This is a genomic window from Streptomyces sp. NPDC044704, from assembly GCF_056433525.1.
Window position 1 is genome coordinate 179460 of sequence record NZ_JBWKGY010000011.1, and the last position, 17074, is coordinate 196533.

The following is a 17074-nucleotide window of genomic DNA, read 5'->3' on the forward strand; positions in this document are numbered from 1 at the left end:
CGGGCAGGGGGCGGGCGGTCGTGGCGACGTGCGCGCGTCAGTGCGCGGCGGACTCCCAGTCGGGGCCCACGCCCACGGAGACGTCGAGTGCGGCGCGGAGGTCCACGGCGGCGCCCATCTCCCGGCGGACCAGTTCCTCGACCCGCGCGCGCTCGCCGGGCGCGATCTCCAGGACGATTTCGTCGTGGACCTGGAGCAGCATCCGCGACTTCAGGCCGGCCTCCGAGATGGCCTTGTCGACGCGGAGCATGGCCACCTTGACGATGTCGGCGGCGGTGCCCTGGATCGGGGCGTTCAGCGCCATCCGCTCGGCGGCCTCGCGGCGCTGACGGTTGTCGCTGTTCAGGTCGGGCAGGTAGCGGCGGCGCCCGAACACGGTCGCCGTGTAACCCGTGGCCCGCGCCTCGTCCACCACCCGCTGGAGGTACTCGCGGACCCCGCCGAACCGCTCGAAGAACGTTTCCATCAGGCCGCGGGCCTCGGCGGGCTCGATGTTCAGCTGCTGCGCGAGACCGAACGCGGAGAGCCCGTACGCCAGCCCGTAGGACATGGCCTTGATCTTGCGGCGCATCTCCGCGTCGACCTGGGAACGTTCGACCCCGAACACCTGGGAGGCGACGGTGGTGTGCAGGTCCTCGCCGGTGGCGAACGCCTCGATCAGGCCCTCGTCCTCGGAGAGGTGCGCCATGACCCGCAGCTCGATCTGGCTGTAGTCGGCGGTCATCAGCGACTCGTAGCCCTCGCCGACGACGAAGCCGCGGCGGATCGCCCGGCCCTCGTCGGTGCGCACCGGCACGTTCTGCAGGTTCGGGTCGGTGGAGGACAGCCGGCCGGTCGCGGCGACGGTCTGGCTGAAGCTGGTGTGGACCCGGCCGTCGGCGGCGACCGACTTGACCAGACCCTCGACGGTCACGCGCAGCTTGGCCTGCTCCCGGTGCCGCAGCATGATCACCGGGAGTTCGTGGTCGGTCTGCGTGGCCAGCCAGGCCAGCGCGTCCGCGTCGGTGGTGTAGCCGGTCTTGGTCTTCTTCGTCTTCGGCAGGTCCAGCTCGCCGAAGAACACCTCCTGCAGCTGCTTGGGCGACCCGAGGTTGAACTCGTGCCCGACCGCCGCGTGCGCCTCCTTCACCGCCTGCTGCACGGCTCCGGCGAACTGCTGCTCCATGCCTTCCAGGTGGTCCCGGTCGGCGGCGATGCCCGCCCGCTCCAGCCGGGCCAGCAGCTCGGAGGTCGGCAGCTCCATGCCGTGGAGCAGCTCCGTCGCACCGACCTCCTCCAGCTTGGCCGTGAAGGCGTCGCCGAGGTCCAGGACCGCGCGGGCCTGCGCCATCAGCGCGTCCGCCTCGGCGCTCTCGTCGGCACCGAAGGCCAGCTGGCCGTCCGCGGCGGCGGGCGCCAGCTCCCGGTGCAGGTACTCCATCGACAGGACGTCCAGCGCGAAGGACCGCCGGCCCGGCTTGACGAGGTAGGCGGCGAGCGCGGTGTCCATGGTGACCCCGGCCAGGGTCCAGCCGTGCTCGGGGAAGACCCGCATGAGGCCCTTGGCGTTGTGCACGACCTTGGGCTTCTTCGCGTCGGCCGCCCAGGCCGCGAAGGCCTTCTCGTCGGCCTCGTCCAGGGCGGACGGGTCGAACCAGGCCGCCGCCCCGCCGGCCGCCGCCAGGGCGATCTCGCTGACGTTGCCCTGACCCAGTGCCCAGCTGTCCACGGTGGACACGCCCAGCGGGCCCGCCCCGTGGCTCTTCAGCCACGGCGCCAGCTCACCCGCGCCCAGGACCGAACCGTCCAGTTCCACGGCCGCCACCGGGGCCGGCGCCGCCTCCTCCTCGGCCGCGCCCGGGTCCACGGCCAGCAGCCGCTCGCGCAGCGAGGCGTTGCGGATCTCCAGCACGTCCAGCACCCCGGTCACCGCGGACCGGTCGTACGGCGCACGGGCCAGGTCGGCGGGGCCCTTCGCCAGCTCCACGTCCTTGACCATCTCGGTCAGGACCCGGTTGAGCTTGACGGCCTCCAGGTGGTCCCGGAAGTTCTGCCCGGCCTTGCCCTTGACCTCGTCCGCCCGCTCCACGAGCTCCGCGAACGACCCGAACTGGGTGATCCACTTGGCGGCCGTCTTCTCGCCGACGCCCGGGATACCCGGCAGGTTGTCCGACGGGTCACCGCGCAGCGCCGCGAAGTCCGGGTACTGCTGCGGGGTGAGCCCGTACTTCTCCTCGACCTTCTCCGGGGTGAACCGGGTCAGCTCGGAGACGCCCTTGGTCGGGTACAGCACCGTCGTGTGCGCGGAGACCAGCTGGAAGGAGTCACGGTCACCGGTGACGATCAGGACGTCGAAGCCGGCGGCCTCCGCCTGCGTCGCCAGCGTCGCGATCACGTCGTCGGCCTCGAAGCCGTCCACCGCGAACCGCGGCACCTTCATCGCGTCGAGGAGCTCGCCGATCAGCTCGACCTGCCCCTTGAACTCGTCGGGGGTCTTCGAACGGTTCGCCTTGTACTCGGGGAACTCCGTCGAACGCCACGTCTTGCGCGAGACGTCGAAGGCCACCGCGAAGTGCGTGGGCGCCTCGTCGCGCAGCGTGTTCGCCAGCATCGACGCGAAGCCGTAGATGGCGTTCGTCGGCTGGCCCGTCGCGGTCGTGAAGTTCTCCGCCGGCAGCGCGAAGAACGCCCGGTACGCCAGGGAGTGCCCGTCCATGAGCATCAGGCGGGGGCGGTCCGCTGCGGTCGTCTGGTCGGTCTTCTTCGATGCTGAATCTGCCACGCCCCCGATCCTAGGCGCCCCCGCTGACAAATCCGGCGACGGCGATACCCGGTGCCCGCCCCCGCGCACCGCGCCGGACGGCCCCCGCCCCGGCAGACCGGGCCCCCACCCCGGAAAATCCGGCGCCCACCCCGCCCCCTCAGGCGCATCCGCCCCACCGGCCACCCCCGGCGCACCCCGTCCCGGCCCGGCCGCCCCCGACCGCCCTCCCCCGTTCCCCGAGGCCGTGAAAGGATCGAAAGATGCGGCCACACGCGCTGCACCCGTACGCACGCTCGAAGGGGAGCGCCATGGCGACCAAGCCGCCCAAAGGTGATCCGGTGCAGGACGCGCCGCAGGTCACGCCGCCGAAGCAGGCCGCCGCGGGCCTGCCGGCGATCGGCCACACGCTGAAGGTCGCGCAGGCACAGATGGGCCTCGCCCGCACCGCCCGGACCCTCCTCAAGGTCAACCAGAAGAACGGCTTCGACTGCCCCGGCTGCGCCTGGCCCGAGGGCGACCACCGGCACGCGGCCGAATTCTGCGAGAACGGCGCCAAGGCCGTCGCCGAGGAGGCCACGCTGCGCCGGGTCACCCCCGCGTTCTTCGCCGCGCACCCCCTCGCCGACCTCGCGGAGCGCTCCGGCTACTGGCTGGGCCAGCAGGGCCGGATCACCGAGCCGATGCTCCTGCCGGAAGGCGGCGACCGGTACGAGCCCGTCACCTGGGAACGGGCCTTCGCGATCATCGCGGAGGAGCTGACCGCCCTCGCCTCCCCCGACGAGGCCCTCTTCTACACCTCCGGCCGCACCAGCAACGAGGCCGCGTTCCTCTTCCAGCTCTTCGCCCGCGAGTTCGGCACCAACAACCTGCCCGACTGCTCCAACATGTGCCACGAGTCCTCGGGCTCCGCGCTGAACGAGACCATAGGGATCGGCAAGGGCAGCGTCTCCCTCGAAGACCTCCACCAGGCCGACCTGATCATCGTCGCCGGACAGAACCCGGGCACCAACCACCCGCGCATGCTCTCCGCCCTGGAGAAGGCCAAGTCCGCCGGCGCGAAGATCATTTCGGTGAACCCGCTGCCCGAAGCCGGCCTGGAACGCTTCAAGAACCCCCAGACCCCCCTCGGCATGCTCAAGGGCACCGCCCTCAACGACCTGTTCCTCCAGATCCGCATCGGCGGCGACCAGGCCCTCTTCCGCCTCCTCAACAAACTCGTCATCGAGGCCGAAGGCGCCACCGACGAGGACTTCATCCGCGAACACACCCACGGATACGAGGAGTTCGCGGCCGCCGCCAAGGAAGCCGACTGGGCCGGGACCCTCACCGCGACCGGACTCACCCGCCCCGACATCGAAGCCGCCCTCGCCATGGTCCTCGCCTCCCGGCGGACCATCGTCTGCTGGGCCATGGGCCTCACCCAGCACAAACACGCCGTCGCCACCATCCGCGAGGTCGTCAACCTGCTCCTGCTGCGCGGCGACATCGGCCGCCCCGGCTCCGGCGTCTGCCCCGTACGCGGCCACTCCAACGTCCAGGGCGACCGCACCATGGGCATCTTCGAACGCCCCGCACCCGCCTTCCTCGACGCCCTCGACCGCGAGTTCGGCATCACCTCGCCCCGCGGCCACGGCTTCGACGTCGTCCGCTCCATCCAGGCCCTGCGCGACGGCGAGGCCAAGGTCCTCTTCGCCATGGGCGGCAACTTCGTCGGCGCCACCCCCGACACCGAGGTCACCGAGGCCGCGATCCGCCGCGCCTCCCTGACCGTGCACGTCTCCACCAAACTCAACCGCTCCCACGCGGTCACCGGCCGGCGCGCGCTGATCCTGCCCACCCTCGGCCGCACCGACAAGGACGTCCAGGCGAGCGGCAAGCAGTTCGTCACCGTCGAGGACTCCATGGGCATGGTCCACGCCTCCCGCGGCAACCTCGCCCCCGCCTCCCCGCACCTGCTCTCCGAACCCGCCATCGTGGCCCGCATGGCCCGCGCCGTCCTCGGCGCCGCCTCCGCCACCCCGTGGGAGGAGTTCGAAGCGGACTACGCCGCCGTCCGCGACCGGATCGCCCGCGTCATCCCCGGCTTCGAGGACTTCAACACCCGCATCGCCCACCCCGGCGGCTTCCGGCTCCCCCACGCCCCCCGCGACGAACGCCGCTTCCCCACCAAGACCGGCAAGGCCAACTTCACCGCCGCACCCGTCGAGTACCCGCACCTGCCGCCCGGCCGGCTGCTCCTGCAGACCCTGCGCAGCCACGACCAGTACAACACCACCATCTACGGCCTCGACGACCGCTACCGCGGCATCACCGGCGGCCGCCGCGTCGTCATGGTCAACCCCGACGACGCCGCCGAGCTCGGCCTCGCCGACGGCTCCTACACCGACCTCGTCAGCGAGTGGAAGGACGGCGTGGAACGCCGCGCCCCCGGCTTCCGCGTCGTGCACTACCCCACCGCACGCGGCTGCGCCGCCGCCTACTACCCCGAGACCAACGTGCTGGTCCCCCTCGACTCCACCGCCGACACCAGCAACACCCCCGCGAGCAAGTCCGTCGTCGTGCGCTTCGAACCGGCCTGATAGAACGAGCCACGACACAATGGTTAACGATCGTTGACGAACGGAGCCGGCCCATGGGCGAGCAGCACAGCGTGAAGTTCCCGCAGGAGGTCCTCGACGAGTACGCGGCCCTGGGCATAGACCTGCCCGCGCTGTTCTCGGCGGGCGACCTCGGCCGCCGGATGGAGATCCAGATCCTGGAGGCCTCGGCCGAGCGGGTCGTCGCCACCATGCCCGTCAAGGGCAACACCCAGCCCTACGGACTCCTCCACGGCGGAGCCTCCGCGGTACTCGCCGAGACCCTCGGGTCCGTCGGCGCGATGATGCACGGCGGCATCACCAAGGTCGCCGTCGGCGTCGACCTGAACTGCACCCACCACCGGGGCGTGCGCTCCGGCACCGTCACCGGCGTCGCCACCCCCGTCCACCGGGGCCGCTCCACCGCCACCTACGAGGTCGTGATCTCCGACGAGCAGGACCGGCGCGTGTGCACCGCCCGCCTGACCTGCCTGCTCCGCGACGCCGACCCGGGCACCGCCGGGGCCTGACCCCGCCGCACGGACCCTCCCGCGGGCCCGGACCCGCCCCTCCCGGCGGCTCCGGGCCCGCGCCGCTTCCGGGAACCGGCGCCCGCCGGGGGCCGCGCGTACGGGCGCACGCGTCCCCGCGCCACGGCCCGCACCCCGCGCCCGCGCCCGGCCCGTCCGCCGGACCGTGCGCCGGATCCGGACCCGCGGATCCCGGCAACCGCCCGGAATCCGCCAGTCCGCACACAGGGGCTCCACCGCTGTTGTGTCACCGATGGTGACCGCTTACCGTCCCCTCATGGGGACCCAGCCAGCCACCGCGGCCCGGTACGGATCCGCCGCCCTCCTCGCGGCACTCACCCTGACCGGATGCACCCGTTCCGCCCCACCCGCACCACCGCCGGTCACGGTCACGAGCCCGGCCCCCCGCCCCTCCTCACCCGCACAGGTCTGCACGAGCCTGGTGTCCTACTGGGCGAAGGAGACCCTCAAGGGCAGCAAATGGTCCGGCCTGGACTGGGAGCAGAAGGGCCTGTCCAACGAGCAGTACGAGATCCACGAGGAAGCCGTCGCCGCAGGTCGCGCCGAGGAGCGAACGGCCGGACAGGACAAGGCACTTGAGCTGATCGACCGGCTCGTGACGCAGCGCTGCGCCGAGCGGGACGGAGCCACGGGCAGCTCCGAGAACTGGCGGCCGCCGACGTGAGCCGGGTCACCGGAATCCGCGCGCGCTGTCCGGCTTCCGGGCAGGTGCCCCCGTACCGCCGAACCGCAGGTCGCGGGTTCGCGGCCGGCCGCAGCAAGATCGAACCACCCGGAGCGGACCACAGCGGATCGTCACGCTCTGTATTACCCACGCCATACGGAATCCACCCTTTCCCCCCAAGGAAAGCGACCCCCCGGATTCTTTCGGACACTCACCGCCACATTCGGCCGAATTTGATCAGAGACAGGAGCATGAGGGCCTCAAGCCCCTTAGGGGAACAGGTATTTCTCAGCATGTGGTCATTCCCCGACGTTGCTTAACGCCCGATCTGTCCACACTCCCACCACGCATTCTTGCCCTTGGCATAACAAGAGCGTCACATCCTCCTTTCCCGGCTCCCCGTGCTCGCCACCTCGGGCCTAGAGTCACGGCCAGTCACCGCGCCGCCGGGCGCGAATCAGCACGGCCGTGTACCTCCCAGTGCGGCCCGGCGACCTAACGGCACCTCGACAAGAGGGCGCCGCGCCAGGGAAAGGAAGAATCGTGCGACACCGTTCTTTGCTCGTCCTCACCACCGTGATCACCACGGGAGCACTGACCCTCACCGCTTGCGGATCGCGCGACGGAGGCTCCACCGACAACAACGCCGACGGCAAGAAGACCGTCGTCGTCATCGGCGTGGACGCACCCCTCACCGGCTCCCTCTCGGCCCTCGGCCAGGGCATCAAGAACTCCGTCGACCTCGCGGCCAAAACGGCCAACAAGAACAACGAGGTCCCGGGCATCGAGTTCAAGGTCGAGGCCCTCGACGACCAGGCCGTCCCCGCCTCCGGCCAGGCCAACGCCACCAAGCTCGTCGGCAACAAGGACGTCCTCGGCGTCGTCGGCCCCCTGAACTCCGGCGTCGCCCAGCAGATGCAGGGCGTCTTCGCCTCCGCCAACCTGGCGCAGGTCTCCCCCGCCAACACCAACCCCGCGCTCAGCCAGGGCGACAACTGGGGCAAGGGCGAGATCAAGCGCCCCTTCAAGACCTACTTCCGCACCGCCGCCACCGACGTGGTCCAGGGCAAGTTCGCCGCCCAGTACCTCTTCAAGGACGCCGGCAAGAAGAAGGTCTTCGTCGTCGACGACAAGCAGACCTACGGCGCCGGCCTCGCCGCGATCTTCTCCGACGAGTTCAAGAAGCTCGGCGGCGAGGTCGTCGGCACCGACCACGTCACCGTGAAGGAGACCGACTTCTCCTCCACCGCCGACAAGGTCAAGTCCTCCGGCGCCGACTCCGTCTACTTCGGCGGCCAGTACCCCGAGGGCGGCCTCCTCGCCGACCAGATCAAGAAGACCGGCGCCAACATCCCCACCATGGGCGGCGACGGCATCCAGGACCCCGCCTTCATCAGCGCCTCCGGTGAGGCCAACGAAGGCGACCTCTCCACCTCCATCGGCTACCCGGTCGAGAAGCTCCCCACCGCCAAGACCTTCATCGCCGACTACCAGGCAGCCGGCTACAAGGACCCCTACGCGGCCTACGGCGGCTACTCCTACGACGCCGGCTGGTCCGTCGTCCAGGCCGTCAAGGCCGTCGTCGCCGCCAACGGCGGCAAGCTCCCCACCGACGCCCGCGCCAAGGTCGTCGAGGCACTCGGCAAGGTCTCCTTCGAAGGCGTGACCGGCAAGGTCGCCTTCGACGAGAACGGCGACACCACCAACAAGCAGCTCACGGTCTACAAGGTCGAGGGCGGCAAGTGGATCGACGTCAAGAGCGACACCTTCAACCAGTAAGCCCCTAGCACCACACACCACCCGCACCACCTGAACCACCCCACCACCGCGCGAGGGCGCAAACAGCGCCCTCGCGCGGAGTCTTATCCGACACGCTCATCGGAGGCCCTGCGGTGCACGAACTGCCGCAACAGCTGGCCAACGGCCTGGCCCTCGGTGCCCTGTATGGCCTCATCGCCATCGGGTACACCATGGTCTACGGCATCGTCCAGCTCATCAACTTCGCCCACGGCGAGATATTCATGATCGGCGGCTTCGGCGCGCTCACCGCCTACGCCATCCTCCCGACCGGCACCTCCCTGCTGATCGCGATACCCGTCATGATCATCGGAGGCTCCCTCGTCTCCGTCCTCGTCGCCATGGGAGCCGAACGCTTCGCATACCGTCCCCTGCGCAGCGCACCCCGGCTCGCACCCCTCATCACCGCAATCGGCCTCTCGATCGCGCTCCAGCAGCTCGTCTGGCAGTTCTACCCGGACGCCAAGAAGGCAGTCAGCTTCCCCGAGTTCAAGGGCGAAGCCTTCAAGATCACCGACAGCCTCGCCATCCAGCGCGCTGACGCCTTCGTCCTCATCCTCGCCCCCCTCTGCATGCTCGCCCTCGGCGTCTTCGTCTCGAAGAGCCGCAGCGGCCGCGCCATGCAGGCCACCGCGCAGGACCCCGACACCGCCAAGCTGATGGGCATCAACACCGACCGCATCATCGTCATGGCCTTCGCCATCGGTGCCGCGTTCGCCGCCATCGCCGCCGTCGCCTACGGCCTCGACAAGGGCCAGATCAACTTCGAAATGGGCTTCATCCTCGGCCTCAAGGCGTTCACCGCAGCCGTCCTCGGCGGCATCGGCAACATCTACGGAGCCATGGTCGGCGGCGTCGTCCTCGGCCTCGCCGAAGCCCTCTCGATCGCCTACATCGAAGAGATCCCCGGCATGCAGCAGCTCGGCGGTGGAGCCTGGTCCAACGTCTGGGCGTTCGTACTCCTCATCGTCGTCCTCCTCGTGCGGCCCCAAGGCCTGCTCGGCGAGCGCGTCGCGGATCGGGCGTGAGAACCATGACCACCCACACCACCCCCCAGACCGACGCGGTCAAGCAGGCACCCAAGCCCACCGCCCTGCTCTACGCGATCATCGGCGGAAGCCTCCTGACCGTAGTCAGCGCCTTCCTCGCCTGGACCTGGACCGCAGAGTTCCCCGGCGACCTCACCTACTACGGCAGCCCGGCACCCATCCAGTTCCTCAGCCTCGCCGGAGCCCTCCTCACCACCGCCCACGCGCTCTCCGCGCTCGGCGTCAAGGGCCTGCGCTGGCTCACCCCCACCGGCGCCCGCAAGCCCGTCTGGATCCTCTCCCTCGGCACCCTCGCCGGCACCTGGTTCACGGTCATCGCCATCACCTGGGTCCTCGGCGGCTTCGCCCACCTGGAACCCGGCGCCTACGTCGCCCTCATCGGCTCGCTCGTCCCGGCCCTCGCCGCGTACAAGCTCCCCGACGACAGCCACAAGGCGGCCCCCGCCAAGAAGCTGCCCTCCTGGGCCGAGATCCTCGTCATCACGGTCGCCTTCGCCCTCGGCCTCTTCGTGATCACCTTCGGCATCGACACCGATGACAAGGAACCGCAGCTCTTCGTCACCTACCTGATCATCGTCGGCTTCGCGGCCATCGCCCTCCTCAAGTCCGGTCTCTTCGACCGACTCGGCCTCATCACCGCGAACAACCGCCAGGTCACCCTCATCGGAACCGCGGCCGCCGCGATCGCCTTCCCCTTCATCCAGCAGAGCGGCGACACCTACACGCTCATCGCGGTCAACATCCTCATCTTCGCGACCGTCGCCCTCGGCCTCAACGTCGTCGTCGGCCTCGCCGGCCTCCTCGACCTCGGCTACGTCGCCTTCCTCGGCGTCGGCGCCTACGCCGCCGCCCTGGTCTCCGGAAGCACCGCCTCCGCCTTCGGCATCCACCTCCCCTTCTGGGCAGCGGTCATCGTCGGCGCCCTCGCCTCCCTCATCTTCGGCGTGGTCATCGGCGCACCCACCCTCCGCCTGCGCGGCGACTACCTCGCCATCGTCACCCTCGGCTTCGGAGAAATCTTCCGCATCGCCATGGGCAACCTCGACGGCACCTCCGGCCCCGACATCACCAACGGCCCCAACGGCATCCCCAACATCCCCCACCTCGAACTCTTCGGGTGGAACTTCGGGGAATCCCACACCGTCGGCGGCATCGTCCTCGGCGCCTACGCCAACTACTACTTCCTGATGCTCCTCGTCATGGCCGTAGTCGTCCTGGTCTTCGCCCGAGCCGGCAACAGCCGCATCGGCCGCGCCTGGGTCGCCATCCGCGAAGACGAAACCGCCGCCGAAGCCATGGGCATCAACGGCTTCAAGGTCAAGCTCATCGCCTTCGCCCTCGGCGCCACCCTCGCCGGCCTCGCCGGCACCGTCCAGGCACACGTCAACAGCACGGTCGTCCCCGAGAACTACGTCTTCGCCGGGCCCGTCCCGCCGAACTCCGCGTTCCTCCTCGCCGCCGTCATCCTCGGCGGCATGGGCACCATCCGCGGCCCCATCCTCGGCGCCGCACTCCTCTTCCTGATCCCGGCGAAGCTGGCCTTCCTCCAGGACTACCAGCTCCTCGCCTTCGGCATCGCCCTCATCCTGCTCATGCGCTTCCGCCCCGAAGGCCTCATCGCCAACAAGCGCGCGCAGCTCGAGTACCACGACGACACCGCTGACCAGGCCCCCACGGACCTGGCCACCGCCAAGGCGGGGGCGTGAACACCATGACCACCACAGACACCACCACCAGCACCAAGGCCACCGTCCTCGAAGCCAGCGGCGTCACCATGCGCTTCGGCGGCCTCACCGCCGTCAAGGGCGTCGACCTCAAGGTCAACGCAGGCGAGATCGTCGGCCTCATCGGCCCCAACGGCGCCGGCAAGACCACCTTCTTCAACTGCCTCACCGGCCTGTACGTCCCCACCGAGGGCAGCGTCACCTACAAGGGCACCGTCCTGCCGCCCACACCCCACAAGGTCACCGCAGCAGGCGTCGCCCGCACCTTCCAGAACATCCGGCTCTTCCACAACATGACCGTGCTGGAAAACGTCCTCGTCGGACGCCACACCCGCACCAAGGAAGGCCTCTGGTCCGCCCTCCTGCGCGGCCCCGGCTTCAAGAAGGCCGAAGCCGCCAGCGAAGCCCGCGCCATGGAACTCCTCGAGTTCATCGGCCTCCAGCACAAGGCCGGCCACCTCGCGAAGAACCTCCCCTACGGCGAACAGCGCAAGCTCGAAATCGCCCGCGCCCTCGCCAGCGACCCCGGACTCATCCTCCTGGACGAGCCCACCGCCGGCATGAACCCCCAGGAAACCCGCGCCGCCGAAGAACTCATCTTCGCCATCCGCGACATGGGCATCGCCGTCCTCGTCATCGAGCACGACATGCGCTTCATCTTCAACCTGTGCGACCGCGTCGCCTGCCTCGTCCAGGGCGAAAAGCTCATCGAAGGCACCGCCGCGGAAGTCCAGGGCGACGAACGCGTCATCGCCGCCTACCTCGGCACCCCCTTCGAAGGCGCCCCCGGCGCCGAAGAAGACGCCGCGGTCCAGGCCGCCGAAGCCCACGCCGAAGCCACGGCCACCGAAGCCGAAGCCCCCGCCGAAGCTCCGGCCGACGCGGAAACGGAAGCGGAAGCTCCCGCCGAAGCCGAAGCCGAAGCCACCCCGGAAACCCAGGCCGACGCAGACACCACCACGGACACGGACGAAGACGCGCCCCCCACCCCGGACGCGGACACGGACGGCACCACCAGCACCACCCGCACGGAGGGAGAGGCCAAGTGACCGCACTGCTCAAGGTCGAAGACCTCAAGGTCGCCTACGGCAAGATCGAAGCCGTCAAGGGAATCTCCTTCGAAGTCAACCAGGGCGAAATCGTCTGCCTCGTCGGCACCAACGGCGCCGGCAAGACCACCACCCTGCGCACCCTCTCCGGGCTCCTCAAGCCCAGCGGCGGCAACATCACCTTCGACGGCCAGCCCCTGGCCAACGTACCCGCCCACAAGATCGTCGCCATGAAGCTGGCCCACTCCCCCGAGGGACGCCACATCTTCCCCCGGCTGACGATCACCGAAAACCTCCAGCTCGGCGCCTTCCTGCGCACCGACAAGGAGGGCATCGAGAAGGACATCCAGCGCGCCTACGACCTCTTCCCCATCCTTGGAGAGCGCCGCAAGCAGGCCGCAGGCACCCTCTCCGGCGGTGAGCAGCAGATGCTCGCCATGGGCCGCGCGCTCATGTGCCAGCCGAAGCTCCTCATGCTGGACGAGCCCTCCATGGGCCTGTCCCCGCTGATGATGCAGAAGATCATGGCGACCATCGCCGAACTCAAGGCCACCGGGACCACCATCCTGCTGGTCGAGCAGAACGCCCAGGCGGCCCTGTCGCTGGCCGACCGGGCGCACGTGATGGAAATCGGCAAGATTGTGCTCTCGGGCACCGGCCAGGAACTCCTCCACAACGAGGACGTCCGCAAGGCCTACCTCGGCGAGGACTGACCCCGCCCACCAAGCCGTGAGGCCCGTCTCCCCTCGGGGGGAGACGGGCCTCACGCGCGTGTTCCGGGCGGCGATCCGCGGGGGTCAGCCCTTGGCGGCGTTCGCCTTCTTCTCCTCGGAGTCCTCGATGACCGCCTCGGCGACCTGCTGCATCGACATGCGGCGGTCCATCGACGTCTTCTGGATCCACCGGAAGGCGGCCGGCTCCGACAGCCCGTACTGGGTCTGCAGGATGCTCTTGGCGCGGTCCACCAGCTTGCGGGTCTCCAGGCGCAGCGAGAGGTCCGCGACCTCCTTCTCCAGCGCCTTCAGCTCCGCGAAGCGGGACACGGCCATCTCGATGGCCGGCACGACGTCGCTCTTGCTGAACGGCTTCACCAGGTACGCCATCGCGCCGGCGTCCCGGGCCCGCTCGACGAGGTCGCGCTGCGAGAACGCGGTGAGCATCAGCACGGGGGCGATGGACTCCTCCGCGATCTTCTCGGCGGCGGAGATCCCGTCCAGGACGGGCATCTTCACGTCCAGGATCACCAGGTCGGGGCGGTGCTCGCGGGCGAGCTCGACGGCCTTCTGGCCGTCCCCGGCCTCACCAACGACGGAGTACCCCTCCTCTTCGAGCATCTCCTTGAGGTCAAGACGGATGAGCGCCTCGTCCTCGGCGATGACGACGCGCGTCGTCAGCGGCGGAACGTGCGACTGGTCGGCGTCGGGCGTGGGCGTCGACTCGTGCTCGGCGGTCACGGGGGCTCCTCTTTGCGGGGCTGTGCTGCTTTAGATGAGCCTACCTAGCAGCGCCGCTGGCTGGTCACCCGGTACACTCCCACCAGCAACCCCTGCCGGGTTGGCGCAATTGGTTGACGCGGAGGTCTCAAACACCTCTGTCCGAGAGGACGTGTGGGTTCGAATCCCATACCCGGCACATCCCCTAAAGCGGACGTTCACCTTCTCGTGAATGTCCGCTTTTTGCTACACAGCGCGATTCAGGGTCACACACAGTGTGGGTATGGAGTTCCACAGCTCAGAAACCCGACAAACGGCCATCTCTCTGCTGCGCGGCGGCACACCCAACGCCCAAGTGGCCCGTCAGCTCGGCGTGCCCGTCGGCACGGTCGGCTACTGGAAGCACGCGGACCGCGCCAAGCGAGGCGAGTGTCCCGGTTCCCACCAGTCAGAGTGCCCTCACTGCTTGGACAGCCCCCTCGACTCCGAGGCGTACGCCTACGTTCTCGGCCTCTATCTCGGCGACGGCCACATATCCCGCTACTCAGAGCACCGCGTACCGAACCTGATGATCACGTGTGATGACAAGTGGCCAGGGCTGATGGAGCTGGCCGAGCGAGCCATCAGGCGCGTATTCCCCACGAACAAGGTCTGCCGGGTCCGGAAGACCGGCTGCCACAACGTCAAGGTCTACTCGCTCCACCTGGAGTGCTTCTTCCCCCAGCACGGCCCAGGCCGCAAACACGAGCGGCGGATCGTCCTCGACGGGTGGCAGCAGGAGATCGTCGATGCGTACCCCTGGGAGTTCATCAGGGGGCTGATCCACTCCGACGGGTGCCGGATCACGAACTGGACCACCCGCATGGTCGGCGGGGAACGCAAGCGGTACGAGTACCCGCGGTACTTCTTCACCAACAAGTCGGACGACATCCGTCGGCTGTGTACGGACACGCTCACCAAGGTGGGGGTCGAGTGGACGGTGCTCGCGCGGGGCAGTGACCCCTTCAACGTGTCGATCGCCCGCAAGGCGTCCGTCGCGCTGATGGACGCCCATGTGGGGCCGAAGCACTGAGCCGCGGCTACGGGAGGTCGCTGTCGCCGCCGAGGTTGTCGATCATGCGGCGCAGGACGTTGACGGCCGCCGTGTACTCGGGGGTGTCGATGCCGGCGTGCATGCGTTCGTGGACGGGGCGGGTGCGGGCCCGGGCGCGGCGGCGGCCTGCTTCGCCGGCTTCGGTGAGGGTGAGGCGGTGGTCGGGGGTTTCCGTGGTCCAGCCGCGGGTTGCGAGGTCGTCGTAGAGGGCTTCGAAGTCGAGGTGCTGGGTGTCGAAGCGGGCGAGTTTGGCGGTGAGGGTGGTGCGTGTCCAGGTGGCGGGGGTGGCGGAGAGGTGGTTGAGGATCCACCAGTGGGGCTGGGTGAGGTCTTCTTGGGCGAGGGCCTTGCGGATGCCGTTGATGATGATCGTGTTGGCCGCGCCGGTCCAGTAGCCGATGGCCTGGGCCGCGAGCTGCTCCTGGGGGTATTCCTTGAGCGTCATGGGAGGAACGTAAGACCTTCAGTTAACTTGAGGTCAAGGTGGCGCGCGGGGGTCGACGTAGGGTGCGTACACGATTCGGCCACCACGGAATGGGGACTTCGGTGATGAGTGAGAAGGCTCGTAAGTTGTTCGACGCGCTGGATCTGGACCAGGACGGTGAGCTGACGCGGGTGGAGGTGATCAGCGCGTTGCGGTCGAAGGGGCCGACGTTGGCGGCTCGTGGGGATCTGCCGTTCTGGGCTGTGCAGGATGCGGAGGCGTCGTCGGCGTTGTTCGATGCGGCGGATGCGAATGGTGATGCGGTGTTGTCGTTCGAGGAGTTCGCGGCGGTGGTGGACCGGCGTTTCGGCTGGTGAGGCCGTGCGGCCGGTGAGGTCGGGGGGTGGGGTGGCGGTGGCCGCGTCGGGCCGGGAGGGTGCCCGACGCTGACCGGGGTGCGGGGTGCGGGGTGCGGGGTGCGGGGGTGGGGGTTAGCGGACGGGGTCGCCGATGTGGTGGATGCGGACGAGGTTGGTCTTGCCGCTGACGCCGGGGGGTGAGCCGGCGGTGATGACGACGATGTCGCCGGGTACGCAGCGTCCGATGCGCAGGAGTTCTTCTTCGACCTGGGCGACCATGGCGTCGGTGGAGTCGACGTGGGGTCCGAGGAAGGTTTCGACGCCCCAGGTGAGGTTGAGCTGGGAGCGGGTGGCTTGGTCGGGGGTGAAGGCGAGGAGGGGGATGGGTGAGCGGTAGCGGGAGAGCCGGCGGACGGTGTCTCCGCTCTGGGTGAAGGCGACGAGGAACTTGGCGCCGAGGAAGTCGCCCATTTCGGCTGCGGCGCGGGCGACGGCTCCGCCTTGGGTGCGGGGTTTGTTGCGTTCGGTGAGGGGCGGGAGTCCCTTGGCGAGGATGTCTTCTTCGGCGGCTTCGACGATGCGGGACATGGTCCGCACGGTTTCGACGGGGTGTTTGCCGACGCTGGTTTCGCCGGAGAGCATGACGGCGTCGGTGCCGTCGATGACGGCGTTGGCGACGTCGGAGGCTTCGGCGCGGGTGGGGCGGGAGTTCTCGATCATCGAGTCGAGCATCTGGGTGGCGACGATGACGGGTTTGGCGTTGCGTTTGGCGAGTTTGACGGCGCGCTTTTGGACGATGGGGACTTGTTCCAGGGGCATTTCGACGCCGAGGTCGCCGCGGGCGACCATGATGCCGTCGAAGGCGGCGACGATGTCGTCGATGTTGTCGACGGCCTGGGGTTTTTCGATTTTGGCGATGACGGGGAGGCGGCGGCCTTCTTCGTCCATGATGCGGTGGACGTCTTCGATGTCGTGGCCGCTGCGGACGAAGGAGAGGGCGATGACGTCGGCGCCGGTGCGCAGGGCCCAGCGGAGGTCTTCGATGTCCTTGTCGGAGAGGGCGGGGACGGAGACGGCGACGCCGGGGAGGTTGAGTCCCTTGTGGTCGGAGACCATGCCGCCTTCGATGACGCGGGTGTGGACGCGGGGTCCGTCGATGGCGGTGACTTCGAGGGTGACGCGGCCGTCGTCGACGAGGATGCGTTCGCCGGTGGTGACGTCGGTGGCGAGTCCGTTGTAGGTGGTGCCGCAGGTGTGGCGGTCGCCGGGGTGGTCTTCGGTGGTGATGGTGAACTCGTCTCCGCGTTCAAGGAGTACGGGTCCTTCGTGGAAGCGGCCGAGGCGGATCTTCGGGCCTTGAAGGTCGGCGAGGATTCCGACGCTGCGGCCGGTTTCGTCGGAGGCTTTGCGGACGCGCTCGTAGCGCTCTTCGTGTTCGGCGTAGGTGCCGTGGCTGAGGTTGAGGCGGGCGATGTCCATTCCGGCTTCGACCAGGGCTTTGATCTGGTCGTATGAGTCGGTGGCGGGGCCCAGGGTGCAGACGATTTTCGCTCGGCGCATGGGTCGAGCGTATGCCCCTACCTGTGAGTAGGAAATTGGTTCCGGGTGTCGT

General features: G+C 69.1%; 14 protein-coding genes and 1 tRNA gene. 11 read left to right on the forward strand and 4 right to left on the reverse strand.

Translation table 11 applies throughout. The annotated features are described in order from the left end of the window. Positions 1 to 37: 37 nt before the first annotated feature. On the reverse strand, positions 38 to 2761 hold the full coding sequence (gene polA, locus AC07B0_RS25760) for a DNA polymerase I (RefSeq protein WP_356879998.1): 2724 nt from the start codon (positions 2759 to 2761) through the stop codon (positions 38 to 40). A gap of 290 nt (positions 2762 to 3051) precedes the next feature. Here polA and AC07B0_RS25765 point away from each other — a divergent pair, with 290 nt between their 5' ends. From AC07B0_RS25765 to AC07B0_RS25800, 8 genes are all read left to right on the forward strand, one after another. Then, the gene (locus tag AC07B0_RS25765; RefSeq protein WP_478899039.1) at positions 3052 to 5322 is read left to right on the forward strand and encodes an FdhF/YdeP family oxidoreductase; all 2271 of its coding nucleotides are present in this window, start codon (positions 3052 to 3054) and stop codon (positions 5320 to 5322) included. Between the two features lie 53 nt (positions 5323 to 5375). Then, on the forward strand, positions 5376 to 5849 hold the full coding sequence (locus AC07B0_RS25770; RefSeq protein WP_356880000.1) for a PaaI family thioesterase: 474 nt from the start codon (positions 5376 to 5378) through the stop codon (positions 5847 to 5849). A gap of 277 nt (positions 5850 to 6126) precedes the next feature. Next, positions 6127 to 6534, forward strand: a complete 408-nt coding sequence (locus tag AC07B0_RS25775) for a hypothetical protein (protein WP_478899011.1) — start codon at positions 6127 to 6129, stop codon at positions 6532 to 6534. A 543-nt stretch (positions 6535 to 7077) separates the two neighbouring features. Next, positions 7078 to 8313, forward strand: coding sequence for a branched-chain amino acid ABC transporter substrate-binding protein (locus tag AC07B0_RS25780; protein ID WP_356880004.1), 1236 nt, complete (start codon positions 7078 to 7080; stop codon positions 8311 to 8313). 113 nt (positions 8314 to 8426) lie between these two features. After that, entirely contained in the window at positions 8427 to 9359 is a 933-nt protein-coding gene (locus AC07B0_RS25785; protein WP_356880006.1) for a branched-chain amino acid ABC transporter permease, read from the forward strand. Between the two features lie 5 nt (positions 9360 to 9364). Further along, positions 9365 to 11086, forward strand: a complete 1722-nt coding sequence (locus tag AC07B0_RS25790) for a branched-chain amino acid ABC transporter permease (protein WP_469380297.1) — start codon at positions 9365 to 9367, stop codon at positions 11084 to 11086. A 5-nt stretch (positions 11087 to 11091) separates the two neighbouring features. Then, a complete protein-coding gene (locus AC07B0_RS25795) occupies positions 11092 to 12153 on the forward strand; it encodes an ABC transporter ATP-binding protein (protein WP_478899040.1) in 1062 nt (353 codons plus the stop codon). Beyond that, complete coding sequence (locus AC07B0_RS25800) at positions 12150 to 12866, forward strand: ABC transporter ATP-binding protein (protein WP_356880010.1); 717 nt, start codon at positions 12150 to 12152, stop codon at positions 12864 to 12866. The genes AC07B0_RS25795 and AC07B0_RS25800 overlap by 4 nt, the downstream gene beginning before the upstream one ends. Before the next feature lie 84 nt (positions 12867 to 12950). Here the strand turns inward: AC07B0_RS25800 and AC07B0_RS25805 are convergent, their stop codons facing one another. After that, positions 12951 to 13607 (reverse strand): ANTAR domain-containing response regulator, encoded by a 657-nt coding sequence (locus AC07B0_RS25805; protein WP_356880012.1) that lies wholly within the window; start codon positions 13605 to 13607, stop codon positions 12951 to 12953. Between the two features lie 94 nt (positions 13608 to 13701). On the opposite strand from AC07B0_RS25805, the gene AC07B0_RS25810 reads away from it, so the two are divergent. Both AC07B0_RS25810 and AC07B0_RS25815 read left to right on the forward strand, forming a co-directional pair. After that, positions 13702 to 13785: transfer RNA gene (locus AC07B0_RS25810), tRNA-Leu, on the forward strand. Positions 13786 to 13869: 84 nt separating this feature from the next. Next, entirely contained in the window at positions 13870 to 14658 is a 789-nt protein-coding gene (locus AC07B0_RS25815; protein WP_478899012.1) for a transposase, read from the forward strand. A gap of 7 nt (positions 14659 to 14665) precedes the next feature. Here the strand turns inward: AC07B0_RS25815 and AC07B0_RS25820 are convergent, their stop codons facing one another. Then, a complete protein-coding gene (locus AC07B0_RS25820) occupies positions 14666 to 15124 on the reverse strand; it encodes a MarR family transcriptional regulator (protein WP_356880014.1) in 459 nt (152 codons plus the stop codon). A 104-nt stretch (positions 15125 to 15228) separates the two neighbouring features. Between AC07B0_RS25820 and AC07B0_RS25825 the strand changes: the two genes are divergently transcribed. Further along, positions 15229 to 15480 carry an EF-hand domain-containing protein gene (locus AC07B0_RS25825; RefSeq protein WP_478899013.1) on the forward strand — a complete coding sequence of 84 codons (252 nt, stop codon included), beginning with the start codon at positions 15229 to 15231 and terminating at the stop codon, positions 15478 to 15480. A 114-nt stretch (positions 15481 to 15594) separates the two neighbouring features. Here the strand turns inward: AC07B0_RS25825 and pyk are convergent, their stop codons facing one another. Next, positions 15595 to 17022 (reverse strand): pyruvate kinase, encoded by a 1428-nt coding sequence (gene pyk, locus AC07B0_RS25830; protein WP_356880018.1) that lies wholly within the window; start codon positions 17020 to 17022, stop codon positions 15595 to 15597. Positions 17023 to 17074 lie beyond the last annotated feature (52 nt).

What these genes read in the sequence shown, in the direction of transcription:
- AC07B0_RS25765 (WP_478899039.1), top strand. Translation starts at nt 3,052, where the DNA reads ATGGCGACCAAGCCGCCCAAAGGTGATCCGGTGCAGGACGCGCCGCAG.
- AC07B0_RS25820 (WP_356880014.1), bottom strand. Translation starts at nt 15,124, where the DNA reads ATGACGCTCAAGGAATACCCCCAGGAGCAGCTCGCGGCCCAGGCCATC.
- AC07B0_RS25790 (WP_469380297.1), top strand. Translation starts at nt 9,365, where the DNA reads ATGACCACCCACACCACCCCCCAGACCGACGCGGTCAAGCAGGCACCC.
- AC07B0_RS25775 (WP_478899011.1), top strand. Translation starts at nt 6,127, where the DNA reads ATGGGGACCCAGCCAGCCACCGCGGCCCGGTACGGATCCGCCGCCCTC.
- AC07B0_RS25795 (WP_478899040.1), top strand. Translation starts at nt 11,092, where the DNA reads ATGACCACCACAGACACCACCACCAGCACCAAGGCCACCGTCCTCGAA.
- pyk (WP_356880018.1), bottom strand. Translation starts at nt 17,022, where the DNA reads ATGCGCCGAGCGAAAATCGTCTGCACCCTGGGCCCCGCCACCGACTCA.
- AC07B0_RS25770 (WP_356880000.1), top strand. Translation starts at nt 5,376, where the DNA reads ATGGGCGAGCAGCACAGCGTGAAGTTCCCGCAGGAGGTCCTCGACGAG.
- AC07B0_RS25825 (WP_478899013.1), top strand. Translation starts at nt 15,229, where the DNA reads ATGAGTGAGAAGGCTCGTAAGTTGTTCGACGCGCTGGATCTGGACCAG.
- AC07B0_RS25815 (WP_478899012.1), top strand. Translation starts at nt 13,870, where the DNA reads ATGGAGTTCCACAGCTCAGAAACCCGACAAACGGCCATCTCTCTGCTG.